At 60.5% G+C, this 14,675-nt stretch carries 11 protein-coding genes and 2 rRNA genes (1 of these 13 only partly in view); 8 read left to right on the forward strand and 5 right to left on the reverse strand.

Going from position 1 to position 14,675, the window contains the following annotated elements; genetic code table 11:
* A 23S ribosomal RNA gene (locus EHW12_RS02740) occupies positions 1–1,580 on the forward strand (it extends 1,550 nt beyond the left edge of the window).
* A 151-nt stretch (positions 1,581–1,731) separates the two neighbouring features.
* Positions 1,732–1,848 (forward strand): 5S ribosomal RNA (gene rrf, locus EHW12_RS02745).
* A 320-nt stretch (positions 1,849–2,168) separates the two neighbouring features.
* On the opposite strand, the gene EHW12_RS02750 is transcribed toward rrf, so the two are convergent.
* Complete coding sequence (locus EHW12_RS02750) at positions 2,169–3,563, reverse strand: PLP-dependent aminotransferase family protein (RefSeq protein WP_007727183.1); 1,395 nt, start codon at positions 3,561–3,563, stop codon at positions 2,169–2,171.
* A gap of 47 nt (positions 3,564–3,610) precedes the next feature.
* Here EHW12_RS02750 and EHW12_RS02755 point away from each other — a divergent pair, with 47 nt between their 5' ends.
* From EHW12_RS02755 to EHW12_RS02770, 4 genes are all read left to right on the forward strand, one after another.
* Positions 3,611–4,069, forward strand: a complete 459-nt coding sequence (locus EHW12_RS02755) for a carboxymuconolactone decarboxylase family protein (protein ID WP_007727180.1) — start codon at positions 3,611–3,613, stop codon at positions 4,067–4,069.
* A gap of 619 nt (positions 4,070–4,688) precedes the next feature.
* Positions 4,689–6,143: a hypothetical protein gene (locus EHW12_RS02760; RefSeq protein ID WP_238565165.1), complete on the forward strand. Its 1,455-nt coding sequence runs from the start codon at positions 4,689–4,691 to the stop codon at positions 6,141–6,143.
* A gap of 129 nt (positions 6,144–6,272) precedes the next feature.
* Positions 6,273–6,971, forward strand: a complete 699-nt coding sequence (locus tag EHW12_RS02765; RefSeq protein WP_007727173.1) for a class F sortase — start codon at positions 6,273–6,275, stop codon at positions 6,969–6,971.
* A gap of 77 nt (positions 6,972–7,048) precedes the next feature.
* Entirely contained in the window at positions 7,049–7,846 is a 798-nt protein-coding gene (locus EHW12_RS02770; protein WP_054187853.1) for an SDR family oxidoreductase, read from the forward strand.
* A 14-nt stretch (positions 7,847–7,860) separates the two neighbouring features.
* Here the strand turns inward: EHW12_RS02770 and EHW12_RS02775 are convergent, their stop codons facing one another.
* Complete coding sequence (locus EHW12_RS02775; RefSeq protein ID WP_125050252.1) at positions 7,861–8,982, reverse strand: GGDEF domain-containing protein; 1,122 nt, start codon at positions 8,980–8,982, stop codon at positions 7,861–7,863.
* A 175-nt stretch (positions 8,983–9,157) separates the two neighbouring features.
* Here EHW12_RS02775 and EHW12_RS02780 point away from each other — a divergent pair, with 175 nt between their 5' ends.
* Together EHW12_RS02780 and EHW12_RS02785 are read left to right on the forward strand one after the other, a co-directional pair.
* Positions 9,158–9,802 carry a GntR family transcriptional regulator gene (locus EHW12_RS02780; protein ID WP_007727164.1) on the forward strand — a complete coding sequence of 215 codons (645 nt, stop codon included), beginning with the start codon at positions 9,158–9,160 and terminating at the stop codon, positions 9,800–9,802.
* Positions 9,802–11,076, forward strand: coding sequence for an MFS transporter (locus EHW12_RS02785; RefSeq protein ID WP_070161580.1), 1,275 nt, complete (start codon positions 9,802–9,804; stop codon positions 11,074–11,076). Before EHW12_RS02780 ends, EHW12_RS02785 begins: the two co-directional genes overlap by 1 nt.
* 45 nt (positions 11,077–11,121) lie before the next feature.
* Here EHW12_RS02785 and EHW12_RS02790 read toward each other — a convergent pair whose 3' ends face one another.
* The 3 genes from EHW12_RS02790 to EHW12_RS02800 form a co-directional block, all read right to left on the reverse strand.
* Positions 11,122–12,693, reverse strand: a complete 1,572-nt coding sequence (locus EHW12_RS02790; RefSeq protein WP_003941083.1) for a flotillin family protein — start codon at positions 12,691–12,693, stop codon at positions 11,122–11,124.
* A gap of 11 nt (positions 12,694–12,704) precedes the next feature.
* On the reverse strand, positions 12,705–13,220 hold the full coding sequence (locus EHW12_RS02795; RefSeq protein WP_064443044.1) for a DUF1449 family protein: 516 nt from the start codon (positions 13,218–13,220) through the stop codon (positions 12,705–12,707).
* A 148-nt stretch (positions 13,221–13,368) separates the two neighbouring features.
* The gene (locus EHW12_RS02800; protein ID WP_050655931.1) at positions 13,369–14,670 is read right to left on the reverse strand and encodes a M1 family metallopeptidase; all 1,302 of its coding nucleotides are present in this window, start codon (positions 14,668–14,670) and stop codon (positions 13,369–13,371) included.
* Between the last annotated feature and the right edge of the window lie 5 nt (positions 14,671–14,675).

Raw genomic sequence — 14,675 nt, forward strand, 5'->3', positions numbered from 1 at the left:
CCCATGGTGAATCAGTGATACTAACCATCCTGAAGCCACGAGAAGACCTTCGGGTCTCGAGTTGGTGGATGCATGGGACCTGATCTGGTAGTAGCCAAGCGATGGGGTGACGCAGGAAGGTAGCTGAGCCAGTCAGTGGTAATACTGGTGTAAGCGTGTAGGGCGTGACCTAGGCAAATCCGGGTCGCACATAGCCTGAGACGTGATGCGTAGCCGATTGAGGCGAATTCAGTGATCCTATGCTGCCGAGAAAAGCCTCTAGCGAGCTTTCACACGGCCCGTACCCCAAACCGACACAGGTGGTCAGGTAGAGAATACTAAGGCGATCGAGATAACTATGGTTAAGGAACTCGGCAAAATGCCCCGTAACTTCGGGAGAAGGGGGCCCTGTCTGGTGACGACATTTACTGTCTGAGCTGGGTGGGGCCGCAGAGACCAGTGAGAAGCGACTGTTTACTAAAAACACAGGTCCGTGCGAAGTCGTAAGACGATGTATACGGACTGACGCCTGCCCGGTGCTGGAAGGTTAAGAGGACCGGTTAGTTCCTTCGGGAGCGAAGCTGAGAATTTAAGCCCCAGTAAACGGCGGTGGTAACTATAACCATCCTAAGGTAGCGAAATTCCTTGTCGGGTAAGTTCCGACCTGCACGAATGGCGTAACGACTTCTCAGCTGTCTCAACCGTAGACTCGGCGAAATTGCATTACGAGTAAAGATGCTCGTTACGCGCGGCAGGACGAAAAGACCCCGGGACCTTCACTACAGCTTGGTATTGGTGTTCGGTTCGGTTTGTGTAGGATAGGTGGGAGACTGTGAAGCGGTGACGCCAGTTATCGTGGAGTCGTTGTTGAAATACCACTCTGATCGAATTGGACCTCTAACCTCGGACCATGATCTGGTTCAGGGACAGTGCCTGGTGGGTAGTTTAACTGGGGCGGTTGCCTCCCAAAATGTAACGGAGGCGCCCAAAGGTTCCCTCAGCCTGGTTGGCAATCAGGTGTCGAGTGCAAGTGCACAAGGGAGCTTGACTGTGAGACTGACAGGTCGAGCAGGGACGAAAGTCGGGACTAGTGATCCGGCACCGGCAAGTGGAAGCGGTGTCGCTCAACGGATAAAAGGTACCCCGGGGATAACAGGCTGATCTTCCCCAAGAGTCCATATCGACGGGATGGTTTGGCACCTCGATGTCGGCTCGTCGCATCCTGGGGCTGGAGTAGGTCCCAAGGGTTGGGCTGTTCGCCCATTAAAGCGGCACGCGAGCTGGGTTTAGAACGTCGTGAGACAGTTCGGTCTCTATCCGCCGCGCGCGTTAGAAACTTGAGGAAGGCTGTCCCTAGTACGAGAGGACCGGGACGGACGAACCTCTGGTGTGCCAGTTGTTCCGCCAGGAGCACCGCTGGTTAGCTACGTTCGGAAGGGATAACCGCTGAAAGCATCTAAGCGGGAAGCCTGTTCCAAGATGAGGTTTCTCACCCCCTCGAGGGGGTAAGGCCCCGGCAGACCACCGGGTTGATAGGCCAGAACTGGAAGTGCAGTAATGCATGCAGGTGACTGGTACTAATAGGCCGAGGACTTACCACAAAGAAGCTACGCGTCCACTGTGCGGTATCTGAAACAACACACAGATACTGATGAGAACATGTTTTCTCCATCCCCCAACACCAGAAACTGGTGTTGACGGGTGGTGAAACCAGGTGATCAGAAGAAGGTTACTGTGACAGTTTCATAGAGTTACGGCGGTCATAGCGAAGGGGAAACGCCCGGTCCCATTCCGAACCCGGAAGCTAAGCCCTTCAGCGCCGATGGTACTGCACTCGACAGGGTGTGGGAGAGTAGGACACCGCCGAACACACATTAGAGAAGCCCCCCAACCAGTACTGGTTGGGGGGCTTTCTCGTACCCAAAACACCCCACCCCCGCCAACACCCGAAAGCACCGCCGCCGGCACCCCCGACTTCGAGCGAACGGTACGTTCGTCGCCTCAGATCGACCGAACGTACCGTTCGCACCATCAGGGGCGGGAGCACAGCCGACTCACCACCCCGTCCGGGATCGAGTGAACGACACGCTCACCCTCTTAGGCGAGGGGAACGGTACGTTCACTCCATCAGGGCAGGGCAGGGCAGGGCAGGGCAGGGCAGGTGAGCGGATGGGCAGATCCGACAGGCGTTATCGCAGAGCTGCCTGTAGCACCTCGCAGAGCACGTCCAGCGTCCTCGAGTACTGCGACTGCGTCGGCGTGCTGTAGCCGACGACGATGCCGTCACCGCCGACTGACGACACGTCGGGATGTCGGAAGACCGAAAGCCCTTCGAGCCCGAGATCGCGCGCCCGGGCCGCTGCAAGAACAGATTGTTCGGTGCCGGAGGGCAGACGGATCACAGCGTGAAGTCCCGCGGAGATCCCCTCGACCCTGACCTGGGGTACTTGCTGCGCAAGTGTCGCAACCAGTTGATCGCGTCGTCGTCGGTACGAGGTGCGCATCTTTCGAATATGGCTGTCGAATCTTCCGGATTCGATGAAGTCCGCCAAGGTCAATTGATCCGTTGAACTTACCCAGCGTTCGTAGGGTCCCTTTGTTGCGAGGACAGGTTCGATCAGCCTGTCCGGCAACACCATCCATCCGATGCGAATTGCCGGCGACAGTGTCTTGCTGACAGTGCCCAGGTACGCAACGTGCTGCGGTGCGATTCCTTGGAGTGCACCGACAGGTTTTCTGTCGTAACGGAATTCGCCGTCGTAGTCGTCCTCGATGATGACGCCGCCCGTAGTCGTGGCCCATTCGAGAGCGGTCGCGCGCCTCGCCGGTGTGAGGGGACCGCCGAGAGGGAACTGATGGGTCGGCGTCAGCAGAACACTTTCAGCAGATGTAGACGCCAATTCGTCTGTGCAAGTGCCTGATTCGTCAACCGATATGGGAACTGTCAGCAGCCCTTCGTCGGCGAGCAACTGCCGGTGCAGGTGAAGGCAGAAAGCGTCGACCGCAATCGTTCCTCCGAGTGCGCGGGCAAGGAGGGAGATCCCGTGACCCGAGCTGGCACTGATCACAATGCAGTTCGGATCGACGCGAACGCCTCTGGTGCGGCTCAGGTATGTGGTGAGGGCGTTTCGGAGTTCGACTCGGCCTCTGGGATCAGTAGTCGCGAACGCGTCGGTCGGCGCGGTGGTCAAAGCACGTCTGGCGGACGAAATCCATGCAGCGCGGGGAAACGCCGACGCGTCGGGCGATCCAGGGAGAAGGCTGTAGGTCCAGCGTCGTCGAGTCGGTGATGGCTCGACCTCGCGGGTGTGTGTGCTGGCGAGCGTGGCGACCAGGGTCCCGGAACCAGGCCGTGTGACAAGCCACCCAGCTGCGGCGAGTTCGGCATAGCAGTCCGCAACGGTGTTTCGGGCAACTCCGAGGTCGAGCGCGAGGGTGCGGGAAGGTGGGAGTCTGGTGCCGGGCTTCAACAGTCCACTGTCGATCGCGTCGCGAAGGGTCTGAAGCAGTGCAGCGCGAACCCCGATTCCCTGTGGCAGCTCGATATGTAGATCGAACCCAAGATTGGCCCACGAATTCACCACCGGATTGAACCATGTTTCCGGGTCTTTCCGGGATTACCGTTTGAGTTATGACTACAGCAACAGGACAAAGACTGGATATCGCAAAGCTGGCGCCCGAGGTCTACAAGGCGATGATTGCGTTGGATGCCGCTGCACGCAAGGGGCTGGAGCCGACGCTCGTCGAGCTGGTCCTCACGCGTGCGTCGCAGCTGAATCATTGCGCATGGTGCCTGGACATGCACACTCGCGACGCACGAAAGGTCGGCGTGACGGAGCAGAAGCTCTACCTACTGAACGCGTGGGAAGAAGCGCGAGGGATGTACTCCGATCGTGAACGTGCCGCGCTCGCCTTGACCGAGGCCGTGACAGTCCTCACCGACGGTTTCGTTCCGGACGAGGTGTACAGCGAGGCTGCCGGCGAATTCTCGGACGTGGAACTGGCTCAGCTCATCAGCGTCATTTTGACGATCAATGCGTGGAATCGCATTGCGGTTACCACGAGGAAGGCGCCTCCGGTCCGAGACTGATCCGAGGCCGTGCTCCGCTCTCCGGCAGGGCAGGGTTCCGCCGTCGGAGATCTGGATAATCGACGCAAAGAGGACCAAAAGATTGGTTCAGGGTGTGAACAAAACCAACAGATTCTTTGAATGTGAGGCAAATCACACAATGTGAGTGGAGATTGTTCTGGGGCATCTACAAGTTGCCCGAATCCCGACAAAGCAGTCTCGGTTGGAAGTTTCCGGCGAAGGGGTCCGCATAGCGGGCCCCTTCTTTTGCGCGCGAGCTGAAAACGCCCCTTCCTGTGAGTTTCCCCAGAATGTCCAAGTTACCGACTGGCTAGCGTTGGCGAAATGTCGGGAACGTCGCGGTTGGATGAGCAGATTTTGGGGGGATCGCGATTGTTGTGCGGTTGGACAAAGGTTCAGTCACCTTCATGGCTAACTCGTCATCCGAATGTCCAAGCTGCGCCCTGGGTGCTCGACGATTGGGTGATCTTTCTTGAAACATGCACTACATTGCCATTCAGTAACTGGCTGATTGCCAAAAGTGATCGGCTGATCCTCTCGGAAGTGAGCGCTGGGTGGCGTGGTATTGGGAATCCAGGCAACCGTCCCGCTACCGAAATGTCTTGAAAGGGAAGCTTTGATGACTGTGTCTGGTTCACGGCGTAGGCCGCTTGTTCTCCGGCTCTCGCTAACTGCAGCTATTGCCGTAGCGGTCGCCGGTAGTAGCGTTGCTTTTGCTTCGCCAGCTGTGTCCGCGCCGATGCCGGTGCGAACCGCGGCCGCTCCGGCGTTCACCGCCGGGTTGTGTGAGGGCACCGAGTACACGCCCTCGGAGCAGATGCTCGACATCTCCGGCATTCGGCTGGATCACTACAACGACGGCAACATCGTGCCGATGTACGGCACCACCGATCGGGGTACCTCGGCCGCGGTGGATGCTCCGGTCTGCGGTGTCCGCGACGTCGACGGAATTGCGAAGTCGGAATGGATGTACTGCACGGACTTCGATCTCGATCCGTGTGCCGGTGTCGACGAGAACGGTTTGCCGGTTGACAAGCACAACGACGAGATGGGTGCGACGGTGCCGTCTTCGGGCAATCCCGATCTGTCAGCCGACGATCTCGCTGTCATCAGTTGGTTGCTGCAGAATCCCGCCAAACTCGACGGTGTCGTTTCGGGAAATAGCAGCGAGGATGCACGTTCGGCGCGGCAGACGCTTGTGTGGTGTGTCTCGGACTACGACAATCCGCTGATGGCCGATTTCAAAAGCCTGTGCGACAGGAACATCGGAGACGACGAGCGAGCTCGCATCGTCGAGATCATGAACGTCACGCAGACGCTCGACCTCGTTCGCAAGACACCCGCGACGGGGACTCTGAAGGCCGGCGAGACTGCCGTTTTCACCCTGAATACGAATATGTACCGGAAGCCGATCACTGTTCAGTCCTCGGCGGGCACCGAACTGACCGTCTGTGGTGACAACGCCAAGGCGACGTTGACTGCAAATCAACTGACGGTCGACGGCCGCGGCGACGCACCGACTGCTGTTGATCTTTGCCTCACCGCTGCGGCCGGCGGGGACTACTCGGTGACTGCAAGCGTCATTCCGGATTCGGTCGAGAACCTGCACTGGAACACGGCAGGCGCACAGTGCCAGATCTTCGCGTCGTTCGACACCGTTCGGCCGGCTTCGATGAATGCATCTGCCAGCGTCGGATATGCAGCAGCACCCACGACGACACCGGCAACGAGCACACCGGCAACAACCACACCGGCAACGACCACACCGGCCACCACGACGCCTGCAACCCCGGTCGTTCCGATCGTGCCGATTGTTCCGATCGTGCCCATCGTGCCGGTTGTGCCGATCGTGCCTGTAGTTCCGGGTGCACCTGTTCCGTCGCAGCCGGTTGCAACTCCCGCAACTCCGGCGCCGTCGGCTCCGAAGCCGGCCACTGGCCCCCGCCCGGTTGCCATCGACGGTGGTGCTGCTGAACAGAATTCAGGCCGCAACGTCGCCGTCGCAGTGACGGGCCTCGGGCTTGTCGGAATGGCTGCTGCCGGAGCAGTTGCTCTCCGCCGCAAGCGATCCTGACACCAGGCACGTGTAGTAGACGTCGGCACCGATCACGCTTCGTGTGATCGGTGCCGACATTGATCAGACGCAGGGGGCGTCAATTCGCACGAGGTGCCGGGGGCGCCTCATCCCGCAGGAGACAGTTCGATGACCATGTACGAGTCGGATCCCAATCCATCCAATCCATACGACGATCCCAACCACGATCAGCCCGCGAGTCCAGGCAAAGGGCGTCGTGTCGCGTTCATTCTGGCTCTCATCGCGGTGTTGGTCGCCGGTGCTTCCATGGCCTTCGTCGGCCTGCGATCCTCCGATGACGATGCTGCGATCCCGCCGAGTCCGGGAGTTGTCATGTCGCACTCCGCGAATCCGGCAACGCCTACGGATGCGTTGATGACTCCCAACACCCTTTCGCTCGACCCGGTCGGTGTTCAGGCGCCGATCGTGGACGCCACCGTGCCGGAAGGAGTTCTCACTCCGCCGGAGAACGTCAAGAACGTCGGAATCTGGCTCGACGGTGCATCTCTCGATTCCGCCACCGGCACGACCTTGATTGCCGGACACGTCAATCTGACCGGCCAGGGTAACGGCGCGCTGTTCGACCTGGGCACGATCGAGCCGGGTGAAGTGATCCGTACATCCGACGCGACGGGTAAGAGCACGTCGTGGAAGGTGACTGCGGTGACGACGCGCCCGAAGGCCGATGGTGTGGAGGAAAGCGTGCTGGCCGGCCCGGAGGGCCCTCGTAAGTTGGCAGTCGTAACCTGCGGCGGCGAACTGCAATTCGAGGACGGTGTGGGCAACTACGCCGACAACGTCTACCTGTACGCGGATCTGATGGTCTGAGACACAGGAATGATTCCGACGGTCCCCGATCCCTCTTCGTAGAGATCGGGGACCGCCTGTTGGATAGTGTCGCAGGTATGGATCTTCACTTGTCTGGAAAGCGTGCGATCGTTGCCGGTGGTAGCAAGGGGATCGGTCTGGCAATCGCCAGAGGTCTGGCCGCTGAAGGGGTCGACATCGCGATACTCGCGCGCACTGAGCGAACCGTCGTAAGCGTTGCACGAGATTTGGTTTCGGAGTTCGGAATTCGTGCGATCGGAGTCGTGACGGATACGCGAGACGACGACGCGGTTCAGGCGTCGGTGCGGCAAGTGGTAATGGAGTTCGGCGGTGTCGACATTCTGGTCAATTCGGCAGCGACGCCGTTCAGCGCCGGAAAGCCGACGGATTTCGAGGCGACCACCGACGACGTCGTGCGAGACGAAGTCGAAGTGAAAGTGCTGGGGTACCTGCGAACTGCGCGCGCTGTGGCGCCGTATCTGATTGATCAGGGTTGGGGTCGGATCATCAACATCAGCGGTTTGGGTGCCAGACAGGCCACTTCGATCGCCCACACGATCCGCAACGTCAGTGTGTCTGCACTGACCAAGAATCTTGCGGACGAGCTGGGCCCCAAGGGAATCAACGTCACCGTCGTCCATCCGGGCGTGACGAGGACCGAGAGGTTGACCGCACGGATTACGCGCGAGTCGGAAGAATCCGGCCGCTCGCAGGCAGAGGTGGAGCGTGGTATCGCGACGAACTCGATACATCGGATCATCGATGCCGAAGAAGTAGCCGACGTCGTGACCTTCCTGGCATCGCCGCGAAGCATCGCGATCACCGGTGACGCAGTGGCAGCGGGTGGAGGAGTGCCAGGGCCGGTCTACTACTGAAATTGTGCGTACTGCTACCTGCCGGCGGTGGTGACGATCGTGTGAACGCGTCCGCCGCCGAGTCTCTTGCTTTCGTACATCGCCGAATCGGCGACTTTCTGCATGTCCGTGAACGCTGCTGCGCGGTCTTCTCCGGCGACGAATTTGTGGGTACGCACGGCGATTCCGATGCTCGAAGTCGACGGTATCTCGTCGGAATTCGAGTGCATTGCCGGTCCGATCGAGTTGAGCATCGGTCCGATGGCTGGCACGGAAAGTCTTTGAACGAGGATGAATTCGTCGCCGCCGACCCGCGCGACGACAGCATCAGCGTGTGCCCAGGCGGATAACCGCTGCGATACCCGGAGAATGATGCGATCGCCGACGTCGTGGCCGTGCACGTCGTTGATCGTCTTGAACCGGTCGATGTCGATCGCGATCACGAGTAGTGCCGCAGATTCTTGACGCTGGAACCCCTCGAGTACCTTCTCGACGTGGCGGTCGAGGCCACGACGGTTCAAGAGGCCGGTGAGAGGATCGAGGTCGGAACTGGAAGCATCCATGCTGAGCATCGTCAGCACGATCTGCGAGATGAATGCGCAGACCACCAACGCGGTGATGACGACCAGTACTTTCGAAACACCAAGGGCTGGATCGCGATCCGGCCCGAACAGAATTGGCTGCGCAGCCACCGCGATCACAAGAAGCGAGAAAGCTATGTGCGCGATCTGCAACTTCGGGTTGTGGAAGTAGGCGATGTAGATGCCGACCAGAGCAAAAATGACACAGGTGAGCAATCGTGCGAGCTGGGAGGAATCTCCAACGACGGAGATCGTGACCGCGATGTCGCAGAAGACCACGAAACCGAACGAGCGACGCTTTGTGGGGCCGAAGACCCACCATGAGACTCCGACTACGAAGCACGAGATCACGACAGCAGTATTGAAGAACAGCGCAATCGTGCTTGTCGGACCGGCAGGGCTGAATCTGTTCAGTAGTGCGCACACTCCCAGTCCGATGACAATGATGCCAAGTAATAGCCGGGTGGCGGTCGTGAGGCCGTTGTCGCGGAGATAGCGAGTGAAGCGGTCGTATTGATCGGGAAGAATCAACCACTCGCGGGTCAGCGTCCTCATCGACTTCATCTGCGATGTCATGAGTGCATCAGTCCTCGAAGGCTGGAGCGTGCGCCATTCATCGCGAACTGATTCCTCTTCTGTCTGGCACCTTGCAATGCTAACTGGATCGATGCCGCATCGGACCGAGATGTTCGGATCGGCGACCCGGATGTCTGCGTTGCGCCAGCGTGGAGTATAAATACATCTTGTGTCTATGTTGTATTCCGCTTCCGAAACCGTCTTCCGCGAAGTCAAGGAGCTGATCCTTTCCGGCGAGCTCGCCGGCGGGGAGCTGATCAGTGAGGGTGACATCGCTGCACGGACCAATGTGAGCCGAACGCCGGTGCGTGAGGCGTTTCTGCGTCTCGAGTCGGAAGGTTGGATGCGCCTCTATCCGAAGAAGGGGGCGCTGATCGTCCCGGTCGCGGATGGGGAAGCGGAACACGTAGTCAGTGCCAGACAGCTCGTCGAGACTCAGAGCGTTCGAGTGGTGTCGGTCCGACCGCACGCACGGGAAGCGCTTGTCGCAGCGTTGCGCGCGAATCTGATCGAGCAACGTGAGATTGCTGATCGCGGGGACGTGGCCGCGTTCAGCGCAATCGATGCCGACTTCCACAAGATGATCGTTGCCGCCGGTGGGAACCCTTTGCTCGACTCGTTCTACGCGAGTCTGCGCGACAGGCAACGACGGATGACAGCCCGGTCGATCTCACGCGACCCCGGCCAACTCTCGCGCATCCTTGCCGATCACACCGCGCTTACCGACCTCGTCGACACAGGCGATGCCGACGGATACAACACTGCCGTCCTCACACACATGCGCCAGGTCCACGGCCTCGGCTTCGAAGGAACTCTGTGATGAGCACCCAAACGATCGGCGCTGGGACCGCGGCCGAAACTCGTCTCGAGGGTGAACGCATCTCCGGCGGAAAGTGGCTGTGGCTGACCGTTGCCGCCAGTATGTTCGCCGCTGCCTGGGGCGGAAACGAATTCACCCCACTGCTGGTGATGTACCGACTCGACCACGGCTATTCGCCGGTGATGGTCGATTTCTTCCTCTTCGCCTACGTCGTCGGAATTGTGCCGGCCCTGCTGCTCGGCGGCCCGCTGTCCGATCGATTGGGTCGACGCCCGATCATGCTCCCCTCGCCGATCATCGCGATCGCCGGTTCGACGCTGCTCGCTTTCGGGGCGGACTCCGCCGCTGCTCTCATCCTGGGAAGAATCCTCTGTGGCATCGCCTTGGGGATCGGTATGGCCGTCGGCGGCTCCTGGGTCAAGGAGTTGTCCACGCAACCTTGGGATCCGACGGCGTCGGAAGGCGCAGGTGCTCGGCGAGCAGCGATGAGTCTGACCGCGGGCTTCGCCTTGGGAGCGGGTGCTGCGGGAATCTTGGCGCAGTGGGCGCCCATGCCGAGTGTGTTGGCGTACGTGCTGCACATCGCGATCACCGTCCTCGCCGCCATGGCGCTGTGGCGTGCGCCCGAAACACGACCGGCACAGGCGAAATCCGACCGCCGCAGGTTGATCGACGACCTCAAGATCCCCTCGGCAGGTCACCGCAGATTCCTCTACGTCGTTGTTCCGTTGGCGCCGTGGGTGTTCGGTGCCGCCAGTGTCGCGTATGCAGTTATTCCGGCGCTCATGACCGGGCACAGTGGCGATGCGCCCGTGGCCTTTTCGGCTCTGCTGTGCATGGTCGCGCTGACATGCGGATTCGCGATTCAGTCGTTGGGGCGCAAAATCGACACCGACCGCAGTGCTCGTGGCGCCGTTGTGGCTCTGGTGTTTCTGGTGGTCGGTATGGCCGGTGCTGCTCTGGTTGCGTCGACGCTGACCGTGGCGATCGCGATCGTGGCTGCAGCGATCCTCGGTTGCGGGTACGGCATGGCACTGGTGTCCGGGTTGCTGGAGATCCAGCGAATCGCGGGGCCGGACGATCTGGCAGGATTGACCGCGGTGTTCTACTCGATCACCTACATCGGGTTCGCGGTGCCTGCGTTGCTGGCGATGCTGTCGGAAAGCATTCCGGCACTGAGCTACACGGTGACTCTGCTGTTCGGATCAGCCGCCGCCGCTGCCTGCTTGATTCTGATTCTCTTCAAGTCGCGTTCACACCTGCCGAGCGCGTGAAGCCGGTCCGCCGACCCCTGCGAGAGTCGGCGGACCGGGGCGAAATCACGCGTCTACAGTTGCGGAACCGTTTTCCGAACTGTGGACCGAATTGTGTACCGAACCGGCCGGAACCGATGCGGTCTTGTTCAGGCCGTTGAGCAAACCGGTGATATCGACGCCTGAGCTTTCGAGAGTTTCGATGACACCGGCAATCACCTGGGGACTGATGCCCAGGATCGAGCCGATCGAACCCTGCGCCCCGTCGCTGCCGCCGACGATGGAGATCCGATCGATGTCGCCGACCGGCTTCGCTGCTGCTGCGGTGGCGTCGACCAGTGCTGCCAGAACGTCAGGCAGAGTGAGCAACTGCGCGGCCTGCGGGGTGTAGGAATTGAGCGCCTCGGCGATCTGACGCTTACCGGCAGCCTCGGCTTCGAGCTTGGCGCGCAAACCATCCGCTTCGGCCTGCTGTTCGGCGCGAACGGCGTCGGCCGCTACCTTGCGGCCGTCAGCTTCGGCTTCCAGACGTGCTCGAAGGCCGTCGGCATCAGCCTGCTGCTCGGAGCGAACAGCGTCGGCGACGAGCTTTCGTGCATCGGCCTGAGCCCCGCCGGCCTGCCTTGCTGACTCGGCCTGTGCCTGGGCGCGGAGGATCGCGGCCTGTCGCTCACCCTCTGCGCGTGCGATGGAGGCTTGGCGTTCGGCCTCGGCCGGTGCAATGACATCTGCCTGCAATGCCGCTTCCGATTGCTGGGCGCGACGACGCTCGACCTCGGTGCGAGCTTCGACGCGGGCCGCCTCGGCCTGCTCACGTGCGATGCCGACGGCCTTCTCGGCCGTTGCCTGCGCGAGTGGTCCGGCCTGGTCGGCTTCGGCGTTCTCGGCTTCGGTCTGTGCTCGAAGGCGAGCGAGTTCGACGTCGCGCTTCTGATTTGCACTCGCGATCGCAGTGTCGGCCTCGGCCTGTGCGACGGAGCCTGCCTGTCGCGCCTTTGCCGACTGGATCTGCGAATCACGCTCTGCTTCAGCAGTTCCGATCGCGGCATCACGTTTGACCTCGGCGATGCGGCGCTGACCGAGCGATTCGAGGTAGCCGTTGAAGTCGGAGATTCCCGCGATCTTGATGACATCGACTTCCATGCCGATGCGTGCGAGGTCGCCGCCTGCCTCCTCGACCACGCTGCGTGCGAGCGAATCGCGGTTGGAGTTCAGATCCTCGACCGTCATGGTTGCGGTGATTCCGCGCAGGCTGCCGGCGAGGATTTCGTTGATCTGCTGCTGGAGTTCGTCCAGGTCGGAGGTCAGGAATCGTTGCACCGCTGTCTGAACCGCTTCGTCGGCGGAACCGATTCGTACCAGGCCGACTGCCTCGACGTTGACCGGAACACCGTCGTTGGAGAGCGCATTCTTGAGATTGATGCTGACGTTGAACGGCTCGAGCGACATGATGTCGACGCGTTCGATTCCCGGAATCTTGAACCGGGCTCCGCCGCGGACGACTTTCGGCTTGCCTCGTCCGGTGAAGACCGCCACTTCGTTCGGCGGGACCTTGACGTAGTTCTTCACGTAGATCGCGGGGAGAACGATGAAGATGATTACTGCGACTACAACCGCAATGATGATGATTGGCAGCATGTATCGAGTCCTTAGATCGCGTCGTCAACCGTGACGACGTGAAGGTATTGATCGTCTACATCGGCGATGTAGACGGTGGTGCCGGTGGTGAGCGCCATCGGCTGTGCACTGACGGCCTTGGCCTGCACGCGATTGCCTTCGGCGTCGACGAACGAGACTTCTCCCCAACCTTCGGCTGCAATGGTGAGGGTGACCGTGCCCAACAGCCCGGAGTACGAAGCTCGTCCGATGTGCGAATTATCTTGTTGCTTAATGAGATAGGGGAGAAGTAGGCCGCGCGTGACGACAACGAGAACGGCGGCGAGTGCGAGTGCTGCAATCGCCGCTACCAATGTCGGAGCGTCCGCGAGAGTGGCAGCTACGCCGCCGGCGCCGAAGCCGAAAAGTGCTGTGGCCAAGGTTGTCAGGCTCAGAAATGGCAGCCCGTCTGCGTGGCCGCCGCCCAGATCTGCAACCTCGCCGACGGCAAAGGCTCCGATCAGGGCGACGACCCCGATTACGAAACATATTGTGAATACAACGAACATCGATCCCCCGATCTACCTGTCGAGGAAGCGTGCCCTGAGAATTGTGTTGTCGGGGTCGTCCCTCGGCCCACCTCTATAGTAAAGGTAAGACAAAGCTAATCGGCGCATTCGGAATGTTTCGGCGTGGTGATATCGCGGTGAGAGAGCGTCAGAGACGAGGCAGAGAGCGCTGATTCAGCCATGCATCCCACAGTGGGCGCAATGGAGTGTCGGTGAAACGTGAAGCGAGATCGGTGAATTGCTCGGTACTGACCGTGCTGTGCCGATGCTTCGTGGTCCACTGACGGATCAGTTCGAAGAACTTCTCGTCTCCGAGAACGCCGCGCAGGGCGTGCAGAGTCAATGCGCCCCGCTTGTAGATTCGATCGTCGAACATCAGGGCAGGACCGGGATTGGCGACGATCAAGTCCTGAGATTTACGCCCGAGCCCTTGATAGGCGTTTGTCGCGAGTTGGTTCGAGGACGGACCACCGGAATTCTCGGACCAGATCCACTCCGCGTAACAGGCAAAGCCTTCGTGCAGCCAGATGTCGCACCACTGCCCGAGAGTGAGGCTGTTGCCGAACCATTGATGGGCAAGCTCGTGTGCGACAAGACGTTCGGAACCGCGCCTGCCTGTGCAATGGTTGGCTCCGAAGATCGAGAGTCCCTGCGCTTCGATGGGGATTTCGAGTTCGTCGTCGGTGACCACAGCGGTGTAGTCGGCAAAGGGATACGGGCCGAACAGCTTTCCGAAGACCTCCAGCATCTGGGGTTGGCGCCCGAAGTCGACGTCGAACGCTGCGCGCAGCCGAGGTGGGTGAACGGCGAAGACCGGTACCGGCCCGGCGCTCACTTGTCGGTGCTCGTACTGACCGATCTGAATGGTTGCCAGGTAGGTTGCCATCGGTTCGGTCTGCTCGTAGACCCACGTCGTCTGACTCGCACGGGTCTGCTTGCGGATCAGCTTGCCGTTGGCGAGGGCATAGAACGGGGAATCGGTGGTGATCGAGATTCGGTACGACGCTTTGGAAATCGGATGGTCGTCGCACGGGAACCAGGACGCCGCGCCGTTGGGCTGACTTGCGACCAAAGTTCCTTCGTCGAGTTCCTCCCAGCCGACTTCGCCCCACAGGCTCTTGATCGGCTCGGGGTTGCCGCTGTACGCGATGGTGACCGACAGGGCACCGCCCGCGGGGATCTTGGTAGACGGCGTGAGGATCAGCTTGTTGTTCAAGTGCGCGTACTTGGTGCCGCGGGCACCGTTGACGGACACCTTGGACACCTGCAGGTTCTGTGCGAGGTCGAAGCTGAACTTGGATCGGCTCTCGGTGGTGACAGCGGTGATGACAGCTTTGCCGGCGAGACGGTTGCTGAAGACCTTGTACGTCAGTTCCAGTTCGTACCGGGACACGCGGTACCCGCGGTTGCCGTTGAGCGGCAGGTACGGATCGATCGGCTCCTCGAGCATTCGGT

Origin of the sequence: Rhodococcus sp. NJ-530 (genome assembly GCF_003860625.1) — a bacterium.
GTDB lineage: Bacteria > Actinomycetota > Actinomycetes > Mycobacteriales > Mycobacteriaceae > Rhodococcus_F > Rhodococcus_F qingshengii.